This window comes from Sphingopyxis sp., assembly GCF_019459305.1.
In the GTDB taxonomy this organism is placed as follows: Bacteria; Pseudomonadota; Alphaproteobacteria; order Sphingomonadales; family Sphingomonadaceae; genus Sphingopyxis.
In genome coordinates, this window is sequence record NZ_JAIBES010000093.1 from 1 (window position 1) to 25,109 (window position 25,109).

Annotated in this window: 18 protein-coding genes and 2 pseudogenes; 7 read left to right on the forward strand and 13 right to left on the reverse strand. The window is 59.9% G+C overall.

All coding sequences use genetic code 11. From position 1 onward, the window contains the following. Positions 1-209 precede the first annotated feature (209 nt). Positions 210-791 (reverse strand): TetR/AcrR family transcriptional regulator, encoded by a 582-nt coding sequence (locus tag K0M74_RS11145; protein WP_293971947.1) that lies wholly within the window; start codon positions 789-791, stop codon positions 210-212. 187 nt (positions 792-978) lie between these two features. Here K0M74_RS11145 and K0M74_RS11150 point away from each other — a divergent pair, with 187 nt between their 5' ends. From K0M74_RS11150 to K0M74_RS11160, 3 genes are all read left to right on the forward strand, one after another. Next, a complete protein-coding gene (locus tag K0M74_RS11150; RefSeq protein WP_293971951.1) occupies positions 979-1,875 on the forward strand; it encodes an ABC transporter ATP-binding protein in 897 nt (298 codons plus the stop codon). A gap of 12 nt (positions 1,876-1,887) precedes the next feature. Next, positions 1,888-5,499: a M1 family aminopeptidase gene (locus tag K0M74_RS11155; RefSeq protein ID WP_293971954.1), complete on the forward strand. Its 3,612-nt coding sequence runs from the start codon at positions 1,888-1,890 to the stop codon at positions 5,497-5,499. 628 nt (positions 5,500-6,127) lie between these two features. Further along, the gene (locus K0M74_RS11160; RefSeq protein WP_293971957.1) at positions 6,128-6,331 is read left to right on the forward strand and encodes a hypothetical protein; all 204 of its coding nucleotides are present in this window, start codon (positions 6,128-6,130) and stop codon (positions 6,329-6,331) included. A 497-nt stretch (positions 6,332-6,828) separates the two neighbouring features. Here K0M74_RS11160 and K0M74_RS11165 read toward each other — a convergent pair whose 3' ends face one another. Both K0M74_RS11165 and K0M74_RS11170 read right to left on the reverse strand, forming a co-directional pair. Beyond that, positions 6,829-8,184 carry a HAMP domain-containing sensor histidine kinase gene (locus K0M74_RS11165; protein WP_293971960.1) on the reverse strand — a complete coding sequence of 452 codons (1,356 nt, stop codon included), beginning with the start codon at positions 8,182-8,184 and terminating at the stop codon, positions 6,829-6,831. Continuing rightward, positions 8,181-8,909 carry a response regulator transcription factor gene (locus K0M74_RS11170; protein WP_293971963.1) on the reverse strand — a complete coding sequence of 243 codons (729 nt, stop codon included), beginning with the start codon at positions 8,907-8,909 and terminating at the stop codon, positions 8,181-8,183. The genes K0M74_RS11165 and K0M74_RS11170 overlap by 4 nt, the downstream gene beginning before the upstream one ends. 160 nt (positions 8,910-9,069) lie before the next feature. Between K0M74_RS11170 and K0M74_RS11175 the strand changes: the two are divergent. Beyond that, positions 9,070-9,228 (forward strand): annotated as a pseudogene (locus K0M74_RS11175) (hypothetical protein); the annotation flags it as partial. A gap of 173 nt (positions 9,229-9,401) precedes the next feature. On the opposite strand, the pseudogene K0M74_RS11180 reads toward K0M74_RS11175, so the two are convergent. From K0M74_RS11180 to K0M74_RS11200, 5 genes and pseudogenes are all read right to left on the reverse strand, one after another. After that, positions 9,402-9,595: pseudogene (locus tag K0M74_RS11180) on the reverse strand (ATP-binding protein); the annotation flags it as partial. A 637-nt stretch (positions 9,596-10,232) separates the two neighbouring features. Then, a complete protein-coding gene (locus tag K0M74_RS11185; RefSeq protein ID WP_293972089.1) occupies positions 10,233-11,672 on the reverse strand; it encodes an amino acid permease in 1,440 nt (479 codons plus the stop codon). Positions 11,673-11,735: 63 nt separating this feature from the next. Beyond that, a complete protein-coding gene (locus K0M74_RS11190) occupies positions 11,736-12,392 on the reverse strand; it encodes a GntR family transcriptional regulator (RefSeq protein WP_293971966.1) in 657 nt (218 codons plus the stop codon). Between the two features lie 7 nt (positions 12,393-12,399). Continuing rightward, the gene (locus tag K0M74_RS11195; RefSeq protein ID WP_293971969.1) at positions 12,400-13,839 is read right to left on the reverse strand and encodes an aldehyde dehydrogenase family protein; all 1,440 of its coding nucleotides are present in this window, start codon (positions 13,837-13,839) and stop codon (positions 12,400-12,402) included. Positions 13,840-13,846: 7 nt separating this feature from the next. Further along, the gene (locus K0M74_RS11200; protein ID WP_293972092.1) at positions 13,847-14,845 is read right to left on the reverse strand and encodes a 4-hydroxyproline epimerase; all 999 of its coding nucleotides are present in this window, start codon (positions 14,843-14,845) and stop codon (positions 13,847-13,849) included. A 191-nt stretch (positions 14,846-15,036) separates the two neighbouring features. Between K0M74_RS11200 and K0M74_RS11205 the strand changes: the two genes are divergently transcribed. Then, positions 15,037-16,329: an FAD-binding oxidoreductase gene (locus K0M74_RS11205; protein ID WP_293971972.1), complete on the forward strand. Its 1,293-nt coding sequence runs from the start codon at positions 15,037-15,039 to the stop codon at positions 16,327-16,329. Here K0M74_RS11205 and K0M74_RS11210 read toward each other — a convergent pair. Next, positions 16,311-16,556 carry a hypothetical protein gene (locus tag K0M74_RS11210; RefSeq protein ID WP_293971975.1) on the reverse strand — a complete coding sequence of 82 codons (246 nt, stop codon included), beginning with the start codon at positions 16,554-16,556 and terminating at the stop codon, positions 16,311-16,313. The genes K0M74_RS11205 and K0M74_RS11210 overlap by 19 nt on opposite strands. A 358-nt stretch (positions 16,557-16,914) precedes the next feature. Here K0M74_RS11210 and K0M74_RS11215 point away from each other — a divergent pair, with 358 nt between their 5' ends. After that, positions 16,915-17,829, forward strand: a complete 915-nt coding sequence (locus tag K0M74_RS11215; protein ID WP_293971978.1) for a dihydrodipicolinate synthase family protein — start codon at positions 16,915-16,917, stop codon at positions 17,827-17,829. Between the two features lie 733 nt (positions 17,830-18,562). Here the strand turns inward: K0M74_RS11215 and alr are convergent. Next, entirely contained in the window at positions 18,563-19,714 is a 1,152-nt protein-coding gene (gene alr / locus K0M74_RS11220; protein WP_293971981.1) for an alanine racemase, read from the reverse strand. A 231-nt stretch (positions 19,715-19,945) separates the two neighbouring features. On the opposite strand from alr, the gene K0M74_RS11225 reads away from it, so the two are divergent. Then, a complete protein-coding gene (locus tag K0M74_RS11225; protein WP_293971984.1) occupies positions 19,946-20,473 on the forward strand; it encodes a DUF4269 domain-containing protein in 528 nt (175 codons plus the stop codon). A 471-nt stretch (positions 20,474-20,944) separates the two neighbouring features. Here K0M74_RS11225 and K0M74_RS11230 read toward each other — a convergent pair whose 3' ends face one another. The 3 genes from K0M74_RS11230 to K0M74_RS11240 form a co-directional block, all read right to left on the reverse strand. Further along, complete coding sequence (locus K0M74_RS11230) at positions 20,945-21,418, reverse strand: heme-binding protein (RefSeq protein WP_293971987.1); 474 nt, start codon at positions 21,416-21,418, stop codon at positions 20,945-20,947. 8 nt (positions 21,419-21,426) lie between these two features. Continuing rightward, a complete protein-coding gene (locus K0M74_RS11235) occupies positions 21,427-23,808 on the reverse strand; it encodes a PQQ-dependent dehydrogenase, methanol/ethanol family (RefSeq protein ID WP_293971990.1) in 2,382 nt (793 codons plus the stop codon). Between the two features lie 319 nt (positions 23,809-24,127). Next, positions 24,128-25,015: a LysR family transcriptional regulator gene (locus tag K0M74_RS11240; RefSeq protein WP_293971993.1), complete on the reverse strand. Its 888-nt coding sequence runs from the start codon at positions 25,013-25,015 to the stop codon at positions 24,128-24,130. Between the last annotated feature and the right edge of the window lie 94 nt (positions 25,016-25,109).

Here is a 25,109-nt window from a genome sequence, read left to right on the forward strand (position 1 = left end):
GGGTACGATCGAGCCGGGCAAGCTCGCTGACATCATCGTCGTCGACGGCAATCCCGACGAGGATTTTGGGGCACTGCGAAAGGTGAAGACCGCCTTCGTCAATGGCCGACTGATGCTGCAGGAAGGCAGGATCTACCAGCCCATGCACGAAGAAGTACCGATGCCCGCCGCGAAATGATCGACCAACGCAAATCAGCGCGAGCGCGGGATCAGTTGGGATGATGGTGGCCGAGCGCAGCCATCGCGGCGTCGATGATCGGGACGCGCCACTCGCGTTCGAGATGCATGGTCACGGCGAGACGTGCCGAAAAGGTGGCACCAGACAAGGCCGTGAATGTGCGTGCCATCCGTTGCAGGTCGGGTGCCGCAAGATCGATTCCCATGGCACCGACAATGTCAAACCCCAGTTGGGTGAAGCGCGGATCGCCTGTACCCCCGGCGTGGGCCAAGCGCTCGCCGTCACGTGCCAGCTCTTGGGCGAAGGCCGACATGCCGGGCCAGCGGAACGCAAAGTCGATCACGTCCTCGACCAGCTTGCGATCGCGTTCAAACCCGGGCGAGAGGCCCTCGAGCCTGCCGATCCGCTCCCGCGTCTGGGCTTCGTAACGGTCGAGAACCGCGTCGTGAAGTGCCTTCTTGCTAGCATAATGATGCAGCAGTCCCGCCTTCGAATAGCCGAGCGCGTCGGCGATCTGCTGGATCGATGTGCGGGAAAACCCATGGCGCGCAAAGATGCCGGCCGCAACATCGAGAATCTCGGCATCGATCTCGGCTTTCGACTGTCTCGGCATGGGCGCCCTTTAGCATGGTCTCGCTGGGACCGGTTATCCTCATACGGTCGCCGGACGGCTTCCGCGTCAAATTATTCCTTGTGACAGACCATTATGGTTGGTAACCAACCATAATGGTCTGTTCGTTGAGTACGCTCAACGGGACCGGCGGGTCAAGCCGCCTTCTGCGCATTTTAGGAGAGAGACATTGCTGCAATTGAACGGGGTCGAGCATGTGTATCCCAACGGCACGCGCGCACTTAACGGAGTGACGATTTCGATCGGCAAGGGGATGTTCGGGTTGCTCGGACCCAATGGCGCCGGAAAATCTTCGCTCATGCGAACGATCGCAACCCTGCAGACACCGACCGCCGGCGAGATACGGTTCGGCGATATCGATGTGCTGCGCGATCCCACGCGGCTGCGCGCCACCCTCGGCTATCTCCCGCAGGATTTCGGTGTTTATCCGCGTGTGTCGGCCTATGATCTGCTCGATCATATGGCATCGCTGAAGGGGGTCACATCCTCTGCCGATCGCAAGAACACCGTCGAAACCCTCCTCAATCAGACCAATTTGTGGAATGTCCGCAGCAAAGCCGTCGCTGGATTTTCGGGGGGCATGCGCCAGCGCTTCGGCATTGCGCAGGCGCTGATCGGCAACCCCGCGTTGATCATCGTCGACGAACCGACAGCCGGCCTCGACCCCGAGGAACGCAATCGTTTCTACAATCTGCTCGTCGAAATCGGTGAGAATGTCGTTGTCATTCTTTCGACCCATATCGTCGATGACGTCGCCGACCTGTGCCCGCGCATGGCGGTGCTTGCCGCCGGTCGCATCCAGCTCGAGGGCGCTCCGCTCGATCTGATCAAGCGAAGCCGCGGTACGATTTGGGCCAAGACAATTGAACGCGAGCGGCTAGCGGAGGTTCAGGCGTCTCACGAACTGATCTCGACGCGTCTGCTGTCGGGCAGCACCGTCATCCATATCCTGTCGGAGTCCGATCCGGGCGATGGCTTCGTGCCGGTCGAGGGCGGGCTCGAGGATGTATACCTGTCCACGCTGGTACGCTCGCGCCGGACCGCCGCCGCTCGACAAGCCGCTTGAGGGGGGCCGGAGATGTTCCTAACGATCGCGCGCTTCGAACTGCGCTACCAGTTCCGCAATCCGGTCTTCTGGGCCGCGGCCATAATGTTCTTCCTGCTGACCTTTGCGGGAACGACCGTGGAATCGATCCGTCTTGGCAGCGGTGGCAGCATTCACAACAATGCACCGACCGCGGTTGCGCAAGTACAACTGATGATGTCGCTGTTCTTTATGTTCGTAACGACTGCGTTCGTCGGCAATGTGGTTGTTCGCGACGACGAGACTGGTTTCGGCAGCATTATCCGATCGACTAAGGTGGGCAAGATACCTTACATGTTCGGCCGGTTCAGCGGCGCCTTTCTCGGCGCCGCGGTAGCCTTTTTGGCCGTTCCGCTCGCAATCTGGATTGGCACCTTCATGCCATGGGTGAGCCACGAGTATCTCGGCCCGAACCAGCTGCAAGACTATGCCTTTGGTTACTTCATTCTCGCGCTGCCCAATATCTTCGTGACCTCTGCAATTTTCTTCGCCGTGGCGAGTTGGACGCGGTCAGTTACCTACAGCTATCTGGCGGTGATCATCTTCATGTTCGCATATTTCGCGCTCAATGCCATGCTGCGCAAATTGCCGGATGTGGCGCTCGCGTCTTATTTCGAACCGTTCGGTTCGGTCGCTTTTAGCCTCAGCACCCGATATCTGAGCCCGGTCCAGGCTAATACGCAAGCGCTCGAACTGACGGGCCTTCTGGCGACCCATCGCCTTCTGTGGGTGGCAATCTCGCTCGCGATTGTTGCCTTTACGGTTTGGCGCTTTCGCTTTGCCGATCGTGGATCGTCGAAAGGCAGCACCAAGCGCGATATTGCGCGCGAGCAAAAGCTCGCCGCGGTCAAGCCGGCCTTAGTCGCTCGCTTGCCCGACAGCACGCCGCAACGAGGGACCTGGCACCAGCTCGCCATCCGGACGCTGCTCGAAATGAAACTCGTGTTCAAAAGCCCGGCCTTCTGGGTGCTCGCGGTAGTCGGGTCGATCAACCTGTACCTGACGCTCAATCTCGCCGGGCTCTACTACGGCGTTCCTATATGGCCCCGCACCTTCGCGATCGCCGACACAGTGATCGCCGCATCGACGCTGATAACACTTTTGATAGCGATCTATTTCTCGGGCGAAGTGGTTTGGCGCGAACGCGAGAGGCGCTTCAGCGAAATTATTGATGCCACGCCGCTGCCGAACTGGATCTTCCTCGTCTCCAAACTCGCCGGGGTTGCAGGCGTGCTGCTCGTACTCAGCGTGGCTGTGACGCTGGTCGAATCAATTCTTTATCAGCTGATGGGCGGCGTTACCGATATCGAGATTGGTCGATGGATGGCGTGGTTCGCCGCACCCACTGCATTCTACGTGATTCAGATTTCTGCACTTTCGATCGTTGTCCAAGCAGTCAGTCCGAACAAGTTCGTCGGCTGGGGTCTCATGCTCATCTATCTCGTGTCCTCGATCGTCTTTGCGGGAATGGGCTGGGAGCATCCGCTCCTGAACTATGCCGCCGTGGCGCAGCCGCTCTCGGACATGAACGGTTCGAACTATGGCGAGGCGGTTGCCTGGTGGTTGCGCTTCTTCTGGCTCGCCGTGGCCCTCGTCCTCGTCGTGGTCGGCCATTTGATGTGGCGGCGAGGCACCGCGGTCACACTGAAGGGCCAATGGCGGACGTTGCCATCGCGGCTCAAGGGTGCGCCTTTGATGGTTCTGGCGACGGCCCTGGTCGTTGCGGTCGGCGTGGGCAGTTTCCTGTTCTACAATATGAATGTGCTCAACGAATATCCCGATCGCGAGAAGTTCGAACGCCAGCTCGCCGAGTATGAACGAGGCTATTCGCGCTACGTCGACCTTCCGCAGCCCACGCTGGCCGACATCAAGCTCAAGGTCGATCTGCACCCGGCCAAAGGCGCCATTTATGTCAGCGGCACCTACCGCTTTGTCAATGAAACGGCAGTACCGATCGAGACTCTGCACCTGCGAACGACGCCCGGTCTGAACCTCCCGTTTAAGGTTGTGTCGCTGCCCGGGGCAACGCTGGTGCGCGACGACAAGATCAACCACCACCAGATCTATCGGTTCGAAAGAGCGTTGCAGCCGGGAGCAAGCCGAACGGTGTCATTTCTGACTGAGGTCAAGAAGCGCGGCTTGGCGGCTTTGCCGAACTCGCAGAACTACGAGATCGACGCGCAGCCCGCGAACAACGGAACCTATGTGATCAACCACCAGATCTTGCCGATGTTGGGCATGACCCGGATGGGTTTTCTCGATGACAAGGCCACGCGTGCAAAATACGGTCTCTCGCCGACACCGGCGACGCCGAAGCTGGAGGACCGGTCAGCCCAGGCACGTAATTATGCGGGACTGGACCGGGTCAACACCGACATTACTGTCACGACCGATGCCGACCAGATGCTGGTCGCCACCGGCGCGCGCGTCTCGGATCGCGTGGCCCAAGGGCGCCGAACCGCGCGGTTCGTGTCGCCGATCCCGTCGATCAATTTTATCATGATCCAGTCCGCCCGCTACGCGGTGAAGTCGGCCAATTCGGATGGCGTGAAGTTGGAGGTTTATTATCATCCTGAACATCCGAAGAATATCGATCGGATGCTGCGCGCTATGGATGACTCGCTCGACTATTTTCGCGAGAATTTCGGACCCTATCAATACCCATATGCGCGCATCGTCGAACGGCCGAGCTATGGGGGCGGAGCTAATTCGGCGGCCGGCACCATTGGCTTCTCGGAGAAAATTGGATTCAATATGGACCTGAGCGATCCCCGACGGCTCGATTTTCTCTCCTATCTCGCCTCACATGAACTGGCCCATCAATATTGGTTTCACCAGCTAATGCCTGCAGACATGCAGGGTGCGGAGCTTCTCACCGAAGGGTTGGCGCAATATTCGGCGTTGATGGTGATGAAACGCCGCTACGGGCCAAATCAGCTGCGGCAATTTCTGAAATATGAAGTCGATCAGTATCTTCAGGGTCGCCGGATGGAGAAAAATGCGGAAAACCCGCTCGGTCGGACGCGCAACCAGGGCTATATCCACTATAACAAGGCCTCGATCGTCATGTTCCTGATTCAAGAGCGCTTGGGTGAAGAGCGAGTGAACGCTGTATTGCGCGACCTGCTCGCCAAATATCGTTACAAGGGCGCACCCTATGCGCGGTCGAGCGATTTGGTGGCAGGCTTGCTGGCGGTTGCTCGCACCCCGCAGGAGCGCGAATTGATCCGGGATCAGTTCGAGCGGATCACCCTTTACGACTTGCGCGCGAAACAGGCGACGGTCAGTCGTCTGGCCGACGGGCGGTATGAAACGACAATCACCGTCCATGCGGGACAGGTTTATGCCGATGGCGAAGGCAATGAGCGCAAGACTCCGTTCGACCAGCAAGTTGATGTCGGCGTTTTCACCGCGGATCCGGCCGACCTCGGTTTTGATCGCCAAAACATCCTTTCGATGCAGCGCGTACCCATCCATTCGGGCGAGCAAAAGGTCCGCATCGTAACGCAGGAGAAGCCGATATATGCAGGGGTCGATCCCTCTCTGACGTTCATCGACCGCAACGCGAACGATAACGTCATTGCAGTGGCTGCGGCTGGGCGATGACGGGCGCGGCGCGCTTGTGAGGAACCTGTCCTGAGAAAGCGAGCGGAGGGAAAGTGCCGACGCCCCGGGGCAACAAGGGGCCAAGCTGATGACTGGGGCGATGCTGACGCATGCCGACAGAGCTTGGTCCCACGAGTCCGACTAGTCCGACAGCTATGGTGCCGGAGAAACGGGTGGGCCGCACATCCGGTCTCTCGGTTTTCCAGCCGTCCGTCACCGTGCCAAGTATCGGCTTTTCACTGGCATGGCATCGACGCAGTAAGAGCGATCCCGCGCTGCGACATGTGGCCGATCGGCTCGCGGCCCACCTCGGTCGAGCGCCTGGCTCGACCGCTAGCCCCGCTCTCTCTCAAGTCGTCGCAAAGTCTACAGCACGCCATGTTCGCGCAATCTGCGCCTTTCAGTTCACGCCGAAGCGCACCTCACGACTGTCGCGTCGCGACGGCGAGGATGATGCGTCAATTGAAAGGATTAATGATGCCCCCTTACCTGCAAAAGAATATCTTCCGGCCCGTCAGGAGCCTCGGCCTTGTCGTCTTGCTGGGTGCTTCTGTCGCTGCCTGCTCTATGGATAGCGGTGACGTTAGGAGTGCTGCGAGAGCGAACCTTGCCAGCGAGACCGCTCTGAATGCCCAGATCATATCCGATCGTGCGCGAGCCCAGCGCTGCGATCGCGACCCAAGCCGGCGTGAATGTCCCCGCGTGGACCGTGAACGGGCAGAACGCGATCGCGCGTGGCGCTGCGAACGTGATCCGACTCACCGCGAATGTCGCCGTCGATAATCTGAACATCCGCAGCTCGGTGTCCAGGAAGGTCCGAGAACTAGGGTAAGTGCCGCGCAAAAGTGAGCGGCCGGGGGGGAGCGGAAAAATCCGCTGCCCCTTTACTTGCCAAGCCAGCAGGCCAGTCTGACCGCATTCCAACCTGGCGGGTGCACCCGCCCCGAAGCCCGCACTCAACGGCCAGACATCTCTAGATCATTGGACCGTCATGCGTATGACAAAGCCGCGTGCAATGGCCGTTGATAATTGGCAAAGTCCTGACAGACCGGGCTGAGCCGGGATAGGCGTGGGCATTGTCGTCTTTCTGGTGCTTCTCGTCTCTGTCGCTCTGACGATGGCTTTCCTCGCAAAAAATGCCCCCGTGGGGCAAGGCGTGATCGGATCCTCGCCGGTGGCGTAGCCGTCGGGTGCCCTGTTTCGCAAGACAGGGGCCGTTTGGCCTTGGGTGCTTCTTCATGCCGTTTAAAATGGGCTGCATTCGGCTGAGTGAGCACTGTCCTGATACCATCGCCCGCCGCTAATCTTACCGGCGTGGCAAGGTTGAGCTCATCCCTTGTCGTACGCTGTTGACGGGGTTTGTCTCACATGGCCCCCGCCAAGTTTCACCCTCACAAGTGCGCCTCCTCCGGGCGCATCAAGAATTTCCACCCGGCCGCCATGCCGGGTAACAACTTCCTGCACGAGATTAAGGCCAAGTCCGCTCCCGGTAACGGAGGGGCGTAGCCGGTAGAACGGCTCGAAGACACGTTCGCGCTCTTCCGGCGGAATCCCGGCCCCGTCATCCTCAATCTCGAAGCTGCAGCCTGTCACGCGCACGATAATGCGCTGTCCGCCATGCTTGGCTGCATTCTGGATGAGGTTCATGATTACCCGTTCGATAGCCGAGGGATCGCCAAAGCAAGGCTCGTTTGCCAGAACTTCGACTGCGATCGTCTGACCGTCGGCAATGATGAGCGGTGCCAGCTCGCCAACCGCCTTTCGGGTGAGCTCTGCAAGATCGAAGCGCTCCTGGTGCTGGTGGTTTTCCAAGCGCTGAAGGTCCAGCAATTGCTCAGCTAGAGTCGCCAGGCGTTGAACGTCGCTCGCCAGCGCGCGGGTCGTTTGGCTTTCGGCGCTTTCCACCTTGCCGCGCAGCACGGCGATTGGCGTCCGCAACTCATGCGCGGCAAAGCCGAAAAAACGCTTTTGCCGCTCATACCCTTCGTCGAGTCTTCGTAAGGCTGCGTTGATCGCGCTAACCAGCGGTGCGATCTCACGAGGAGCATAGTTCTCGCTAAGATAGTGCCCGCGCGTGTTTGCATCAATCGCCTCTGCCTCGCGCGCGATATTGTGGATTCCCGCGAGCGACCGCCGCACGATCCACGGCGTCACCAGAAGCGAGGTCAGCGCCAGCAGCACGAAGATCGGCAAGACAATGACATTCGAAGCGAGAATCACCGTGAGGTTCAGATCTGAAAGCTCGCCATGGCCCAGGATCGTGAGTTCCCCGATGTCGGTAATCTGCCGTCGGACCACGGCGGCCAGTTTGTATGGTGGGTGCCGGTCGCGCAACTGCGCGAAAGACAGATCGCTCAGTCGTCCAACGAATGATGCGTAATGCCGGGGCACCGATCCGAAACTGACACTGCGACCCGTATCATCCTCAGCCACAAACCATAATCGCGGGGATTTCGAGCGCAGTTCGGCAAGCTCAGGTGTCATCGCTACCGAAAGCTGCCCGGTCTCATCGCGGTCAATCGCGGCGGCGATGACCGGGATCATCTGTTCATCGGTGTATCGGCCACCACTGTCGACGCGGATCGCAAGCGCAATGATAATGGTGAAAGAGATTATGAGGATCGCAAAGTTGACGGCCAGGGGATAAATGATCAGTGGCCGCCTGAGGGAGGAGGGCTTTTTCATGCTGCCTCGCGGAGCAGATAGCCGACACCTCTGATCGCGCGGATTTCGATCCCCGCGCCCGACTTCGTCAATTTCTTCCGCAGTCGCGAGATATGCGAGTCCAGCGTATTGGATTGCACTTCGTCATCAAAGCCGAACACGGCCTGCTCGAGTGTTTCGCGCAGCACAGTCCTGCCGCGGCGTTTCATCAGTGCGGCAAGGACACGCAGTTCGCGGCGTGGAAGAACGAGCCGGCCTCCTTCTACCTCGACCTCGTCGCTCGCAAGATCGAAGACAACGGACCCTGCCCGGATCTCGGCGCCTTCCAGTTCTGCCGGACGCCGACGAACAGCGCGGATGCGCGCAAGCATCTCGTCCATCGCGAAGGGCTTGACCAGATAGTCGTCCGCTCCCTCGTCAAGCCCGGCCACGCGGTCAGCAACTTCGCCACATGCGCTTAGAACGATGATGCGGACCCCGGGGTTGCGGGCTCGCAATTCCGGTACCAGTGACAATCCTTCACCATCCGGGAGTTTTCTGTCCAGCAGGACCAGATCAAAGCGGGTCATCAGACCGGCCTCTCTCGCGGTTGCGAGCCGATCGACGTGATCGACGACAAACCTTTCTTTTCTGAGGACCGCACATACAGATCCGGCGAGCCCCGGCTCATCTTCGATTAGCAAAATTCTCACAGCATTTCCTGTTGCGTCAACGAGCGGCAAATGCGCCCAGCGAATTGCGTTCAACTTTCAGTTCGAGTCATCATCTCAAACTGACCTTGTGGCGCTTACACCGCCTTTGGCTCTGATCAGCGGAGTGCTCGCGCCGCCATGTCTGGCCATCTGGCGATCACGATCTGGCCAGAGCCTGAATGACTGGTGACCCCGCTTTGTGCAGTGCAGAAAAATGGCTCACCAGTGTCCCGGCAAGCACTCCACACGGGCCAGCGCCGCGATGTGCCGGTCCATTTATGCGCAGGCTGAATTCTGGATGAAGATCGGCAGGCTTGCGGCGGCCAGTCCGACACTCTCTTTCAACGAGATCATCAGCCATCAGCTGGCCAGCGTTCATGTGCCGGTGCACGAAACGAGAAAATTCCCGGACAGAGTGAGAGTGCGGATTCCGAAGATCCCGCGCAGGGATACCGGCACGATCACGCGCATCGTTTCGATCTGATCCCGCGCACAGCTCAGAGCCGTCATCGACGTGATTTACTTTCGCAATATTCGTATTTTTGGTCAAGCCGTCTGTGGGCGAGGGCGTCGCAGCGAGTCTCCCTCGAGTGTGATGCGGTGGGCGTTGTGAACGAGGCGATCAGGATGGCGGCGGCCTAAGCCGCGTCGCCGATCCGTTCGTGCCATTTTGTTACGGAAAGCTGGCTGGTTACGAGAGTGGGTCGATTGCCGTACCGGTCTTCAAGTATCTCAAGCAAATGAGGGCGGGCGAGCCCCGCTTCCCGGTGCAGTCTCATCAGTTCGCGCACTTGGCGCAAATCCATCCTCCTCGTCGGCATCAGCGGCTCCTTCCACAAAGAAGGCGCCGTTATCGACAAGGCTCTGACAATCTCACCTGCGCTGCACCGCATCGGATTGCTGCGCCCGATCAAATCGGAACACTACACGCGACGAACCCGGAATCCGCAATTTGTTCACGCCGCGATGATTGTCGGCGCAAGCCTGGCTGCACGGCGGAGATTCGATCTTCTTACGGTTCGGGTTCTTGTGGCAAACCGTTGACGATTGTTCCCGCTTGCGCGGATCGTGCGGGTTTAGTTCGACTGATTGATTCACCGAAGGCGCATACGACGCCCCCAGACTGGTTCTGGATTCGAATTTTGAGACGAAATGCCGCTGCCGTGCTGATGGGCTGTCCCACATCGTCGGCGGACCAGCCCGTCGAGCTGATCCGAAGAGACTGTGTTTCAAAGCGAGCGCGGAACGCAATAGCGGCTCTTCGAGCACATTGTTGCGCGGGTCAGCGTGTCCTGTCCTTAAGTGCTGCCGGACCCCGTGGGGGCTCCGGCACGACGCACAAGGCAAAAGCGGCTCCCCTGGAGGAGCCGCCTATATCTATCGCAGATCTGGTGACGCTTTGTTTGCTACGCTAAGCTTACCCCTTAGCAAGCTTCGTCGGCGTCCATATACCATATAGATAACTAGTCCGATGGCGTTCCAGATGATGAACCGCACGAGAGTCATCCCGGGCAGACTTAACAGCAGATATGTGCAGCCTGCAATCGCCAACGCCCCAACGACATACGGCTGTGGACAGTTAAAGACGCGCGGTAGATCAGGCTGCGTGCGCCGGAGAATCATCAAGCAGGCGCCGACCGAAATGAACGCAAGGAGCGTGCCGGCATTCGCCAATTCCGCGAGGTCGCCGATCGTGAAAAAGCCCGCAAACAACGCCACGAAAACGCCGGTCACGCCGGTAACGACCACGGGCGATCCCGTCCGCTGCGAGACTTTGCTCGCCCATCGCGGCAGAAGCCCGTCTCGCGACATAACGAAAAAGATACGGCTTTGGCCGTACATCATCACCAAGATCACCGACGGAAGAGCGATGACCGCGGCGAGCGCGACTGCAGACGCCGCCATGGGATGATCCAGCGCACGCAGCACAAAAGCCAAGGGCTCCGCTGATTCAGCGAGGACGGTGTAGCTGATCGCGCCAATCGCTCCCAAGGCAACGAGCATGTAAATTGTCGTCGCGGTGAGCATCGAGCCGATGATCCCGATCTTCAGGTCCCGGCCGGGATCCTTCGCCTCCTCGGCCGAAGTGGCAACGGCGTCAAACCCATAGAAGGCGAAGAAAACAATCGCCGCCGCGGCCATCACTCCGCGAGGCTCGCCACCCTGAACAGTGCTGCCGAAGCCAAACGGCATGAACGGGCTCAAATTATCGGCATCGAACGCGGGTAGCGTTAGCGCCGCGAATACTGCCAGCGCGGTCAGTTTGATAACGACCAGAATGATGTTGAAGGTGGCGCTTTCACGGGTGCCGGCCATCAACATGCCAGATACCGTGAGCGCCACCAAGACGGCGGGCAGATTTACAATGCCTCCTGCGTGAGGACTTACCAGTAACGCTTGCGGTAGCAGAACGCCGCCTGCCTGCATCCACCCAACCAGATAGGCGGACCATCCGACCGCGACGGCGCTGCACGCCACCGAATACTCCAGAATCAGGCTCCATCCGACAATCCAGCCTAAAGTCTCGCCCAACACCGAGTAGGTGTAGGTGTAAGCGCTTCCCGAGGCTGGGATCATCGTGGCGAGCTCGGCATAGGCGAGCGCGGCGCAGGCACAGACAGCGCCCGCGATGGCAAACGCCAGAATGACTGCTGGGCCTGCGCGGTCCGCCCCCACGCCAGTCAGGGTGTAAATTCCTGTCCCAACGATCGCCCCGATGCCGAGTGCAACCAGATGGGGCCAGCCCAGAGTCCGCCGCAACGATCCCTCGCCCTCGGGCGCCCCGCCCACGATGATGGGCTTGCGCGGGCCTAAAATTCTCAGAGTCAATTTGGATACCCTCTCACTATCGGACCGGAACGCCCTTTCCGGATGTCCCTTTTATTTTATGTATTCTGGCAGTTGCTTGCGCAGATCGTCCAACGTCTGCGCAATATGCGCATGGGTGAGCTCGATGACTTTCGCGCCATCCCGGTCCAACCACGCATGCAAGAGCTCACGATGCTCGTCTCGCGCGCGCGCATCGCGACCAACCGGTTCGAGATGCTTGCGGACGTAACGTTCTGACAGCACGTGCAACCGTTCGAGAATGCTCAGCCTAAGCGGCCGCCCGGCCGGACGTATGAGCGCGACGTGAAACGCGCGGTTATAAGCACCGACGCCCGCGCCGCGTTCACGTGCCGCCTTTTCCAGGTCCTTCAACGAGGCTTTGGCTGCGAGCCTTTGATCTTCGTTAGCCCGCAGCGCAGCCAGCGCCGTCGCTTCCGGCTCCAGCAGCAGCCGGATCGCATAGACCTCCTCGGCTTCTTCGGCGCTCAAAGGGCGGACAAAATACCCCTTGTTTGCCTGGGATCGCAACAAACCCTCTTGCTCGAGCCGCGTCAGAGCCTCTCGCAAAGGTATCTTGCTGACGCCAAGTTCCGCAGCGAGCGCGTCCTGGCGGATCGGCAGATCATCCGGAACCTCCCCAGAGAGGATGCGGTCACGGACCAGCTCGGCCAGCTGATCTGCAAGGTTTCGTATGACGATGGTGCTCATGGGCAGATCATAGCGGCTGCTGGTAACTTGTCTTGATATTCGTATAGAATGAACGGGCTGCCCGTCCCTGTTCGCGGGGGCCAAGGCTTGATGCAGCCACGCCGCCAAAGGGTGCGTGATAATCCACGCCGGCTGTCGGCAGGTTGATCATTTGCATGCCAGCCCGGGCGCGCCGCTTGAACTCTTCCGCGTGCAACAATGAACTTGTGCATATTCCCGCGGAGAGACCAAATCGATTGCTGTTCAGCACCTCGATGGCGTCGTCAAAACCGTCGACACGAAACATGCCGGCGACGGGTCCGAATATCTCCTGGTGACCCAATTCGCTAGTGCGCGGAACATTATCGAATACGGTTGGAGGGTAAAAGCAATGCGCCATCTCAACGGCGCTCCCGCCGCAAACGGCTTTGACGCCCGACGCTTCCACACTCGCTACCTGCTGCGAGATGAGTTTCTTCTGACGCGGGGTCGCGAGCGGTCCGACAGCGGTGGCCGGATCGCATGGATCCCCGATCGTCAGCGCGGCAACTCTGCTCAGCAAAGTCTCGAGAAATCGGTCGCTGACCGAATGATCAACGATAAACCGAGAGGTCGCGGTGCACCGCTGGCCCGCCGCCAGGAAGGCGCCATTGATCGCGCAATCGACTGCAATGTCGAGGTTGGCATCGGCGAGCACGATAAGGCCATTCACGCCCCCCATTTCAAGCTGGGTGCGGACCGCTCGTTTGGCAGCGGCGAAGCGAACACGCTCGCCAGTAGCGACGGAACCGGTAAATGTGATGGCATCGATATCGGCCGCGTGTGCGAGCAATGTGCCGGCCTCCCCGGCACCGAGAAGCATGTTAACGCTGCCCACGGGCAGTCCGCCTTCTGCGATGATTGCCATGAGTGCAGCGGCGGTGGCGGAGGACGTCTCCGAGGGTTTCCACACCACCGCATTGCCAAAGGCAAGGGCAGGCGCGATCTTCCACGCGGGGATTGCGATAGGAAAATTCCACGGCGTGATCGCAGCCACGACGCCTGCGGGCACAAAATCGACTTCAACCGTCGCGCCGCGCCTGGTCGACGCAAAGCGTTCTCCCACATTGCGTAGCGTCTCGCCGGCGAAGAAATCGAAAATGCGCGCGGCCCGCAGCACCTCGCCCTTGCTGTCGCCAATTGTCTTGCCGGTTTCTCGGGCAATTAGCCGGGCCAACCGCTCGACGTCGCCGGTGAGTCTGCGGCCAATCCGGGCCAATGCATCTGCACGAGCCTCAATACCCCCAGCTTCTGACTCGCTAATCGCTTCGCGTGCTGCTGCAACAGCCTCTGCCACGAGCGCGGCATCGGCCTCGGGCCCCTCTATGCGGAGATCAACGGGAGCAGCAGGGTTGTGCTGCGTGAAAGCAGCGACGCCGGGAACAGCACGCCCCCGTACATGATGGGAAAGAAGAATATTTTCAGTCATACCAATCTCATAAAACGCTGAATCCCGCCCAGAACGGGTCGGAACGATCGATCCAGATCGTGTTGAAAGCCGTGGCGATCGCCGCCCCTTCGATGGACGGGATGATGGCCGGATGTCCGGCGAGCGTGGTTTGTTCTTCGATGCGGCCGACAAACCGGCTGCCGATGAAGCTCTCATGGACGAAGCTGTCGCCAACCTTAAGCCGGCCTGCGGCAGCGAGGTGAGCCAGGCGAGCCGAGGTACCGGTGCCGCACGGGCTTCGATCGATCGCACGCTCGCCGTAGAATACGGCGTTGCGACCGTCGGCATCCTCGTGCGTCGGCGCGTCCGTCCACATCACGTGGCTAACGCCCCGTATCGTCGGGTCGAGCGGGTGAACCGGCTCATAAATCTCGCGGATAAGTTCTCGGATACGTCGGCTCAGCTCAATGATGCGCGCCGCGCCGAGTTGATCCAGGCCCGTATAGGGACCTTGCCGTTCGACGATCGCATAATAGTTTCCGCCATAGGCGACGTCCACCGACAGCCGTCCAAAATCGGGTACTTCAATATCGATCGCGCGCGCTGCGACATACGAGGGTATGTTCCTTATTCTGACCGAACTGACGCGATCGGCGATCACCGAATATGTGATGTCGACAACTCCGGCGGGCACCTCGATTCGTAACCGGCCCGGCTGGCGGGGTGTGATCAGGCCATGTTCGAGGCCGAAGGTCACGATCCCGATCGTGCCATGCCCACACATCGGCAAGCAGCCGCTCGTTTCGACAAAGAGAATTCCGCAATCGGCGTCGTCGCGTGTTGGCGGGTAGAGGAATCCCCCCGACATCATGTCGTGTCCGCGCGGTTCGAAACAGAGGCTGGTGCGGATCCAGTCAAAGCGCTCAAGAAAATCCTGTCGCCGTTCGCCCATCGAGGCGCCTTTTAGCAGTGGTGCGCCGCCCACGATCAAGCGCACCGGATTCCCGGCGGTATGACCATCGATGCAAAAGAAACTATGGCGCATTGCGTTCAACTCGTGAGCAATCGAGCGCAAGTGCTCACACCGCCAGACCGCGTGAAAAGCAGTACAACGCGTTGCGCTGCCATGCGCTTGTCGAAGCTTGGCTCACCATCATCGTCGGGTCTCCGGGCCGCATGATTCGATCGCACAAAATTCTCCATTGATTGGGATTCGTATACTATATATCATAAACTATGGCAATTACAAAATGGTCGCACGTCGAAACCGCTATCGTCGTCGGGGGCGGAATTGTTGGGCTGAGTTGCGCACTCAATCTGGCAAAAAGGGGAATTTCGACCACTCTCGTGGATCCCGCTGCGCTCCCGCGTGCTGCATCCTGGGGCAACGCAGGTCATATCGCCGTCGAGCAAGCTGAGCCGCTCGCTTCCCCTGCCACAGTCAGACATGCCTGGCGGCGGTTGTTCTGGAGGGGAGGGCCTCTGTCGCTGCCGCCGCGGGAGATGGCTGCGTGGCTGCCTTTTGTCATTCGAATGCTTATTGCAGCGCAGCCCCAACGATTTGCCGCTGGAAAAATTGCGTTGGCAGCGGTGCTGGCCGAGGCGCTCCCGGCTTGGCGACGGATGCTCCGCGATGCCGGTGCGCGCGATCTGCTCCGGGAGGATGGCCACTTCGTCGTTTGGGAAACCGCGCGAAGCGCCAAAATCGGACGCGCTAACTGGGCTCGCGCGGACATCGGCACGGCGCGGTTCCGCGACGCAACGATAGACGAAATGACACTGCTTGCTTCGCTCCTTGATATCAACCCCGCCGGCGCCATTCGCTTTCTCGGCAGCGGTCAGATCGCTGACCTCGATGCTTTGGAAAAGGCGCTCGGGCGACAATATGAAGCACTTGGCGGGATTCGGCATGTCGCTGTCGCCGAGCGATTCGACATCAACGACGGCAGGGCCTCGCTGGTCCTGAAAACCGGCGACGGGTTGGCAGCGGACGCGATCATTGTTGCGGCCGGAGCCGCTTCGGGACGGCTGCTGGCTCCACTTGGCCATGATGTGCCGATTATCGCCGAGCGGGGATATCATATCGAATCGTCCCAAACGGACTGGCCGGCGAACTTGCCGCCGGTGGTGTTCGAAGACCGGTCGATCATCTTGACCCGCTTTGTCTCAGGTCTGCGGGTCGCAGGTTTCGTCGAGTTCGGGAATTTGGACGGTGCGCCTGATCCTCGAAAATGGGCGCGCCTTCGAGCCCATGTGGGTGCGCTAGGGCTTTCCGGCCCGATGCCCGGGAAGGAATGGATGGGCGCGCGTCCGACACTGCCAGATTATCTCCCGGCGATCGGTCGCAGCCGCTGCGTACCCAATATCTACTATGCTTTTGGGCATCAGCATCTTGGTCTAACCTTGGGTCCCATCACGGGTGAAGCGATTGCTGCCATGGTGACTGGTGCCCCCTTCGCGATTGATCTTGCGCCGTTCGACATCGATCGTTTTGGCAGAAAGCGGGGACGTCACGCGCGGTCTTCGTAGCGGAAATCCCGCCGCGAGTAGCAAAAACCTGCCTCGACCGGCGGTGATCCAGGACCCATATTACAGGCGCCGATGCGTGCATGGGGCAGCGTGGCGGTTTTGTAACCGGACGTCGTGCCCTTGACCAGAGCGGCCTTGCGGTCGCCGCGGTGCGCCGCGGCGGTTTGGGCCCGAACCAGGAAATGGCGGGACCGGCGGCGCGCGCGATCAACGCCCAATTCCGCCATACCATGTTGCAGGCCGAGAGAATTCGACTTCGCATCGCCGAAATTATCGGGGCTTGGCTGAGGCAGAGGTTCAACCGGGGGTGGCGGTTGGAGACGTTTTCGGAGCTGTCGGCGACAAGGGGTTGACATGCGAAAATAATATATAGTATACGATAAGGCAGAACAGAGATGTCCCACCCGGAGTGCGAGCCCGGCTAAGGCTTCGAGCGAGTCGTGGTCACTTTGTGCTCCCCGCCGCAGCGATGCCGGATCGCATGACCCGAGAGGGACTGACCGCATATTGCCGTAAACGACCAGCGAAACAGAAGGCTCAAGGCCCAAGCCGATGCGCCGATCCGAGATTTTACAAGGACGAGAGATGCAAAAATCCGATTTCAGGGGCGTCTTCCCCGCTATTACGACGAAAATGGATGCGAATGAGGATGTCGATCTCCAGGGCGTCCGTGACGACGTACGCTTTCAGGTTGAAGCCGGCGTCCATGGCGTGATCGTCTGCGGATCATTGGGGGAAGCGAGCAGTCTCGAGGAAGACGAAAAAATCGCGATCGCCGAGGCAGCTTTGGAGGAATCCGCTGGACGCGTCCCCATCCTGATGACTGTCGCAGAAGATTCGACGCGTGCAGGGGTTCGTCTTATCAACCGCGCGGAAAGGGCCGGCGTCCAGGGCCTGATGGTCTTGCCTGCGATGCGCTATCCGTCCGATCCCGACGAGACGATGACGCACTTTCGCACCGTGGCCGCGAACACCGATCTGCCCATCATTCTGTATAATAACCCGATCGCCTACACGATCGACTTGCTTCCCGAGCATTTCGCGCAGCTTGCGGACGAACCGAAATTTTTGGCCATCAAGGAATCGTCAGCGGATACGCGCCGCATAAACCAGATCATCGACCTGGTCGGAGACCGCTATGAACTGATGATCGGGGTCGATGACCTGGCTTTTGAAAGCTTGGTTCTGGGCTGCAGCGGGTGGATTGCCGGCCTGGTCGTCGCTTTCCCGCGTGAAACGGTCGCTATTTATGAACTGGTGATGGCAGGACGAATTCAGGAAGCGCTGGAGATATACCGATGGTTTCTGCCGCTTCTCAGCCTCGATATCGGTCCCAAATTCGTTCAAAAGATCAAGCTCGCCGAGCATGTCGCACGCGGCACGTCGCCTATTGTCCGGGCGCCACGAGGGCCTTTGGTAGGCAAGGATTATGACGACGCGCGCGCCATCATTCAGCGTGGTCTTGCAACCCGGCCTGATCTTGCCGTTTATGGTTTCTGAGCATGACTGCCCGGTCGCGGCAGGGACGGCGTCGGTCGTGCTCCGAACGGGTCATGTGATGCAGTCAGTGGACCCCCGCATTATGGCTTGAAAAGCCGCCACGTCTCTGCCGTGCTCGCCAGCGTCGCGGGGTGATAGGCCTTGCGGGCCGATTTTCGTGGTGCTCACGACATTGCGGGGCGCGCGGGATCGGCGGGCAGCCGGAAGAAGCGGGCGTCGTCGGCGCCGTGCAGCGTCATGCGGTCTGTCTTCCCATCCGCGGCAGCATGGATCCGTCGTCTCCGGATGAGGTCGTGGTGTTCCGCTATGCGGCGCACCTCCGCTGGCGCGCTGCCGGTTACTCCGAGGGTGGCCTGCTTAAACGCGCGGACGCGCGACGCACCTGAGCCGACGACAGGCATGCGGCCGTAATCGTCCTGTAATCCGGCCTACGGTTCAGCGCGCACGGTCCAGCGCGCATTCCTTGGAGCAGCCGAGGACATCGACCGTCCCGCCCCACGCCGAATGCGCGTGCACGTTCAGAAAGTGGCAAGAGATTGACCGGTGGCCGAGAGACCATTGGGGCTGTCGGGTTGGCTGCCTGACCAGGAATATCTCCTTCCACTGCGGCGGTGCGCTTTCCGGGCGGTTCAAGACGAGCGGTGCAACATCTTCTCGCTCGGGAAGTAGCATGAGCCAGGCTTGATACCGTGGAGATGCTCACGGAGGCAGGGGATCAACCTTTCGTGCAACATCACGCACAGCTTGGCTGATGCGCATCGCGAGCGAGGTCGACATAGCGAACTGCGATGCGGCCGGAGAGCGACAGCATCAATTCCAAAGGTGAAAGCCCGGCCCACTCTGCCCAGTTCTCGAGCGTTATGCATGCCGAACCGGCAGCTCCGATTACAAGCGCACGATCGTAGGCTTCGACCGCCACATCATCAACGTCGATAATCAGGTTCTCGAGCGTAAAGGCGCGGACGGGTCGGCACCGTCCACTTACGATTACCTGCGCATCGCCATGTCGAGCTCTGGCCAAGCCGTCCGCAAGGCCGATGCCCAGCGTCGCACCGCGCAAGCCGCCGACCTGCCCATAACCGCCTGGGTGCGAGGGACCCCCGCCCCGATGGGCGACCTGCAAAACAGGCGCTGAAAGCGAATGGACGAGGGGTCGGAGTGGGGGATGGGATCCGACTCCTGGTTCCAGCGGGCTCAGGCCGAAAAGCGCGTGGCCAACGCATACGGCGCTCGACGCATCCGATAGGCCGGCTAGCAGCCCAGCGCTCCCCCACACCTGCGTTGTCGCGTGCAGGGGACCGCGCCGCCGGGTCAGCCCGTCAATCATCCTGTGAAAGCATGTTTCCCGTTCGCCGGCCCATCGGGCGCCGTCCGTCGAACCGAAGGGGAGATGCGTGTAGATGCCCCGCAACTCCAGACCGGTTGTCGCCTCCGCGCGTTCGATCAACGCAGGCGCTTCATCGATCGCAACGCCGAAGCGTCCGAGACCTGCGTCGACCTTGATCCATACCGGGACAGGCCGGCCCGCAATGACAGCTGCCTGTGCCAGCACGGCCGCGTTCGCATCGTTGCAGATCGTCGGCTGAAGTTCGTGGCGCAAAACCGCGTCCACCTGATGCGGCTCGAGGCTTCCGAACAGCAGGATTTCCGCGTCGACGGCGGCTTCGCGCAGCAGGATGGCCTCCTCGATATTGCCCGTCCACAGTTTGCGGATTCCCGCTGCGGTGAGGGCGCGACCCATCTCTACCACGCCGAATCCGTAGGCATTGGCCTTTACCGACGCTATGACCTCTCGATCGCCCGCAAGTGCACGCACCACCGCCAGATTGTGCCGGAGGGCGGAAAGATCGACCTCCATCACCGCAGTACGCTCGGAAACCTTCACTCTTTCCCTTCCCGATTGAGGACAAACGATCCCGTGCGAATTTAGCCCGCCCCGTATCAGGAAGCAGGATCAGATCTTCTTCGCCTCACCCCCCGTTCCACTCACGCTTGCGCCAAGGCGTGCCGCGACTGTGGGCCGGCGTCTCCTGAAATGCTTGCGGATGGTGGTTCCGGACCCCTCCAGTCCGGAGCCGCCTTTGCGGATCTGCCAGTATGTCCTAGGAAGCTGTTAATGGACAGGTCGCACTACTTCGAGGCGCTGGAACTAGCAGACATTTTGCCGAGGTTGGCCGCGTTCGATCCTCACGTGGTTGGCACACCGCCACTCGGCCTGGAGCTTCCAACAAGCGATATAGATGTAATTTGCTGCGCACCCGATGCCGATGCTTTCACCCGAGCAGTATGGAAAGCCTTTGGCGCGCGCCCGAAGTTCCGCATGTGGCAAAAGATCGCCCATGACAGGCCGGTCGTTGCCAGTTTTGCAATTGCCGACTGGATGGTCGAAATATTCGGTCAGGCGTCCCCCATCGCAGAGCAGCACGCACAAAGGCATTTTCTCGTGGAACGACGGCTGCTGGCTCTTGGTGGCGAGCCCTTGCGCCTCACAGTGATGAGGCACCGAGGCAACGGCATGAAGACCGAGCCGGCATTTGCCGAAGTGCTTGACCTCAATGGTGATCCTTACCAGGCGCTGTTGAGACTTGAGTGCTGCTCAGACATGGAGCTAATCTCTCTGCTGAGAGATAGAGGCTTCATCTAAGGGGCTTCCAGAAAAAAGCCCTTTGCGCACGGTTCATGTGTCGGTGCGGCGGGGCTGGTATTGGTAGCAGGAAAAATTCTAGCGGCAGAATGTGGCGGGCCTGTCGGATAGCACTGCGCCGATCCCTCAGCATCCCGCCGACCAGCCCGCGGTACCAGAGCCTTAGTTTGATGATGTCCTGCAACATGCCGCGTTGCGCGTCAGGCGGACACCGTTCTTGTTTAGCCGGCCGATCTGGCCCTCTTCGCTGATCGCGGCCTTGCTGAATATCTCGGAAACCGACGTTCCTCATCGCCCCGCTTGATAACGATAGCCATCTGCGCGCAGTGAAAAACTTTTGTGCTTCCCGCCAGACCCCGAGCCCAGCCAAGGAGACCTGTGTCGAAAACCTCTGCCCGCAAACGGTAAAGTCTTTAGGTGGAACACGAGAATCAAGGTTCTATCGAAAATCGGATTTTGCTGGACGAAAGTTCATATGCCTGCTGCGGCGAGGGATATGTTCTCGTCATCTTCGGGCGATCCCCCACTGACCCCTACGCCCCCGATGACTTCGTCCCCACGGCGCAGCGGGACGGCGCCGCCAATGAGCGCAATCTCAGGCACTGAAAGTAAGGACGTCTTGCCGGCGTCGACGACCTTTTCCAAAAGTGACGTAGGTGCACCCGTTGCTGCAGCTGTCGCCGCTTTGCGCTCTGCAAGCTCAAGATGAATATAGGAGCTGCGATCCATCCGTTGGGCAAGAATGACCCGTCCTTCGCGATTGACCACTACCATAGCCACGTCGATTTTCTTTTCAGCCGCCGCCCGCTGAGCCCGCGCAGCAACAGCTTGCGCTTCGGCGAGAGTAATCACGGTGTCTGGTCGTGTCTGCCCCTGCGCTGGCGCTGCAATCAATGCGGCCGCAAGGGCTGCCGCTGTTGTCCTCGACGATAGCATATCCATCATTGTATTCCTCAGTGGAGAGATTTGCGCTCGGCGGCGGGCTTTTGGTTGTCGGGCGTCTTGGATTCCAGAGGCTTTGCAAGAAAGGCATGGATATCGCGGGCGTCAGTGGGGGACAGAACGTCACTGAACGAGGCCATGCCGGCATAGGCGAAGGCGCCGCCAAGCACGATATCATTGAACGCCTCATGAGTCTCGGGCGTCATTTTCCAGAGGTTGGGATAGCTGCCCGATTCTTCGGGCCCCGCATGGCATCGCGCGCAGTTCTGAACGTACAGCGTCGCGCCGCGCTCAACCTGTGCCGCATTACCCCGAAACTTGACCGGCGCTGCCGTTAGTGGACGCGTCGGCCGAGGCCCGGCAAGGCGCACTTTTTCTCCGCCGAGCTTGAAAACGAGCAGACGCGCATTGTTCTCCCGGGTCTTCGCTGCCCAGCCTTCCATGAAGAAGGAATTGAACGCCCCGCCGAAACCGGCCGCTACTGCGATGTACTGCGTCCCATCGACCTCATACGCCATGGGCGCGGCCATGATGCCCGTGCCGATGTTGATGCGGTGCAACACAGCTCCGGACTTGGCATCATAAAATGTCAGATGGCCGTCAGACGACCCCTGAACCACGAGACCGCTACTGGTCGTCATCACACCCCCGCTCCAGAAGGGCATGACCTTCGATGTCCATTCAATCTTTCCGGTTTTGGGATTCCAGGCTTTCAGCACCTGCTCGAATTTCGGCTCGGGCTGGCCCTGCACCAACTTCACGAGAGCCGGATCGTTGGGATCAGCCAGCGCTGGGAAGCTGCCGCCCACTCCCTGGATGATGCTGAAGGGGCGATAATCCTGTTTGTCGTGCATCTCAAAAGTCATCGGAGCTTCAAGGACAGGGATGTAGACCAGCCCCTCCTCGGCGTTGTAGGCCATCGGAGGCCAATTGTGACCGCCCGCCTGCGAGGGCCAGATCAGCTTCGGCCCGTCCGAGAAATTCGATTGCGCGGTGATCACAGGACGACCAGTCTTCAGGTCAACTCGATCAGCCCAGGTCACGGTGGTGTATTTTTCCGCAGACAGAAGCTCGCCTGAGACGCGGTCGATGACGTAGAAGAAGCCATTCTTCGGCGCTTGCATGATCACTTTGCGCGGCTTCCCGTCGAACTCGATGTCAGCCAGGATCATATTCTGCGTAGCTGTGTAGTCCCAGCTATCGCTTGGCGTCGTCTGATAATGCCATTTTTTGCGGCCACTATCAGCATCAAGGGCGAGGATCGACGAAAGGTAGAGATTATCGCCGCCCGCAGGGCTGCGCAGCCAGATCGGGTGCGGGCTGCCATTGCCGGTCCCGATGTAAACGGTGTTGGTATCGGGATCATATACGATCGAATCCCACGCCGTCCCGCCTCCACCAAGGTCCCAGCGTGATTTCGCGTCCCACGTCGCCCGCGCTTCGGTTACCTCTGGATGTTCGTCTGGCCCTGCCTCGGGATCGCCCGGCACGATGAAAAAGCGCCAGGCTAACTTCCCGGTTTTCTTGTCGAATGCGCTTGCATACCCGCGCACCCCCATCTCGGCACCGCCATTGCCGATCACCACATTCCCCCCCGCCACGCGGGGTGCGCCCGTGATGGCGTAACTGCGTGTGCGATCGGTGATTGTGTCTGTCTTCCAGTTTTCCCGCCCAGTTTTTGCATCGATGCCGACGAGATAGCCATCAAGCGTCGCTACATATACAACGCCGTCATCGACTGCGACGCCGCGGTTAACCACATCGCAGCATGTCCGCCTCGCGTGTTGCCCGTCCACGTCAGGGTCATATTGCCAGATTTGCTTGCCAGTTTTTGCGTCGAGTGCATAAACGACGCTCCACGGGCCTGATACATACATGACGCCGTCGACTACGACAGGCGTTGCCTGAACGCCGCGATGGGTGCTGCCGCGTACGACGAAATCAGTGAACTCCCAGGCAGTCCCGAGTTCATCGACATTTGCAGGCGTGATATCCGATGCGGGATAATAGTGCGCAGTTTCGCGCATCCATGCATTGCCGTTGCGGTCAGCCTCACCCCAACACGCGGCGAGCCCAAGCAGCATCGCGGACGCAAGAAGCAATTTACTCACACCTGACATTGGCACCCTCTGCATATTGTTTGTCTTCCCCGCATTGGCTTCATGGCCAGAAAAATGCCGAACTGCAGTCTCAAGACTGACCATCGAAATCGTCTCCAACCATGGAAGTCGGACGAACCAGACTGCAACGCAGTAAAGCTGATCCGGAGCACGAGAAATCGTGGGGCTGATGATCTGAACACATGGTTTGACCCAGCGGAGATAAATGTCCGGCGAGGGAAGGGCATCCAGCCGTTTGATGTGGACCGGTGGCAAGAAATTGCGGCACAGCATTCCAAATCTCAAAGACCGAGCGTCGTCGTCCGAAGCTGTCAGAAGTGAACTGCTATAGGCCAACGACCCCCGGGCTCACTATGACTGCGGTCGATCCTGATTTCTCTTCCGGTAAATGCAACCGCGAGTATCTGCACTGAAATCGCAGTGATCGTCCCGACGAGGTGAATCCGGCGTGACCGGTACGTTGTCGTCGGCGCGTTCAGAGCGTGCCGCCATACGGCCGCAACCTCTCGCAGGATTTAGCGCAGACGATCAGTATCGCGCCGCCAGGCGTGTGAGGCCGAGAGCTTTGCCGAGCAACAGGATGCCCACCATATTAACATTCGCGCTGACGGAGATGATCGATAAGGGCGCGCATTTTGGGAGCCAGGTTCCTGCGGCCGGGATAGTAAAGATAAAAGCCGGGAAAGTAGGGGCAATACGCCTCGAGGATGGGGACGAGCTGATTGCGCGCGATGGCAGGCCGGAAGCTTTTCTCCATGCCAAAGGTAATTCCTGCTCCCGCGATTGCGAGCTTGATCATCAGCGCCATATTGTTGGTGGTGATTTCCGGCTTGACCGCGATGCTGAAGTCCTTGCCTGCTTCGGCGAACTCCCACCGATAGGGGGCGGCTTTCGGGGCAGCTCGCCAGCCGATGCAGCGATGGGCAGCCAGTTCGCGTGGATGGGACGGTACGCCGAAATGGTCGCGATAGCCGGGCGAGCAGACGGCGAGTTGCCGCTCGTCGCCGGCGATCGGCACCGCGATCATGTCCTGCTCGAGCACTTCGCCCAGCCGAACCCCGGCGTCATAGCCCTCCGCGACGATGTCGAACTCCTCGTCCGTCACATTGATGTCGATCTGGACCTCAGGAAAGGCCTCGGCAAACCGCGCCAGGAGCGGCCCTGACAGAAAAGCTTCCGCGATCGATGAGACCGCCAGCCGCAATTGCCCGCGCGGCTTTCCGTCCAAATTGCCTGCCGCCTCGATGGCGCCCCGCATTTCGGCGACCGCGGGGGCCGTTTGCGCAAAGAGGCGTTCGCCCGCTTCCGTCAGGCTCACGCTGCGCGTCGTGCGCCGCAGGAGCGCAATGCCAAGGCTTTCTTCGAGCCGCCTTATCGTTTGGCTAACCGCCGAACGCGTCACCCCGGACCGATCGGCCGCGGCGCGGAAGCTCCGTTCCTCGGCCACGAGGGCGAAGACGGCGACCGCATTGAGATCCATCTGCATTGGTTAGTGAAGCTTTCCATGGTGGAAACGACTGAGCATCTTATCGCGACAATGGCGCAGGTCTATCTCCGTGGCAACCACCGCGAAG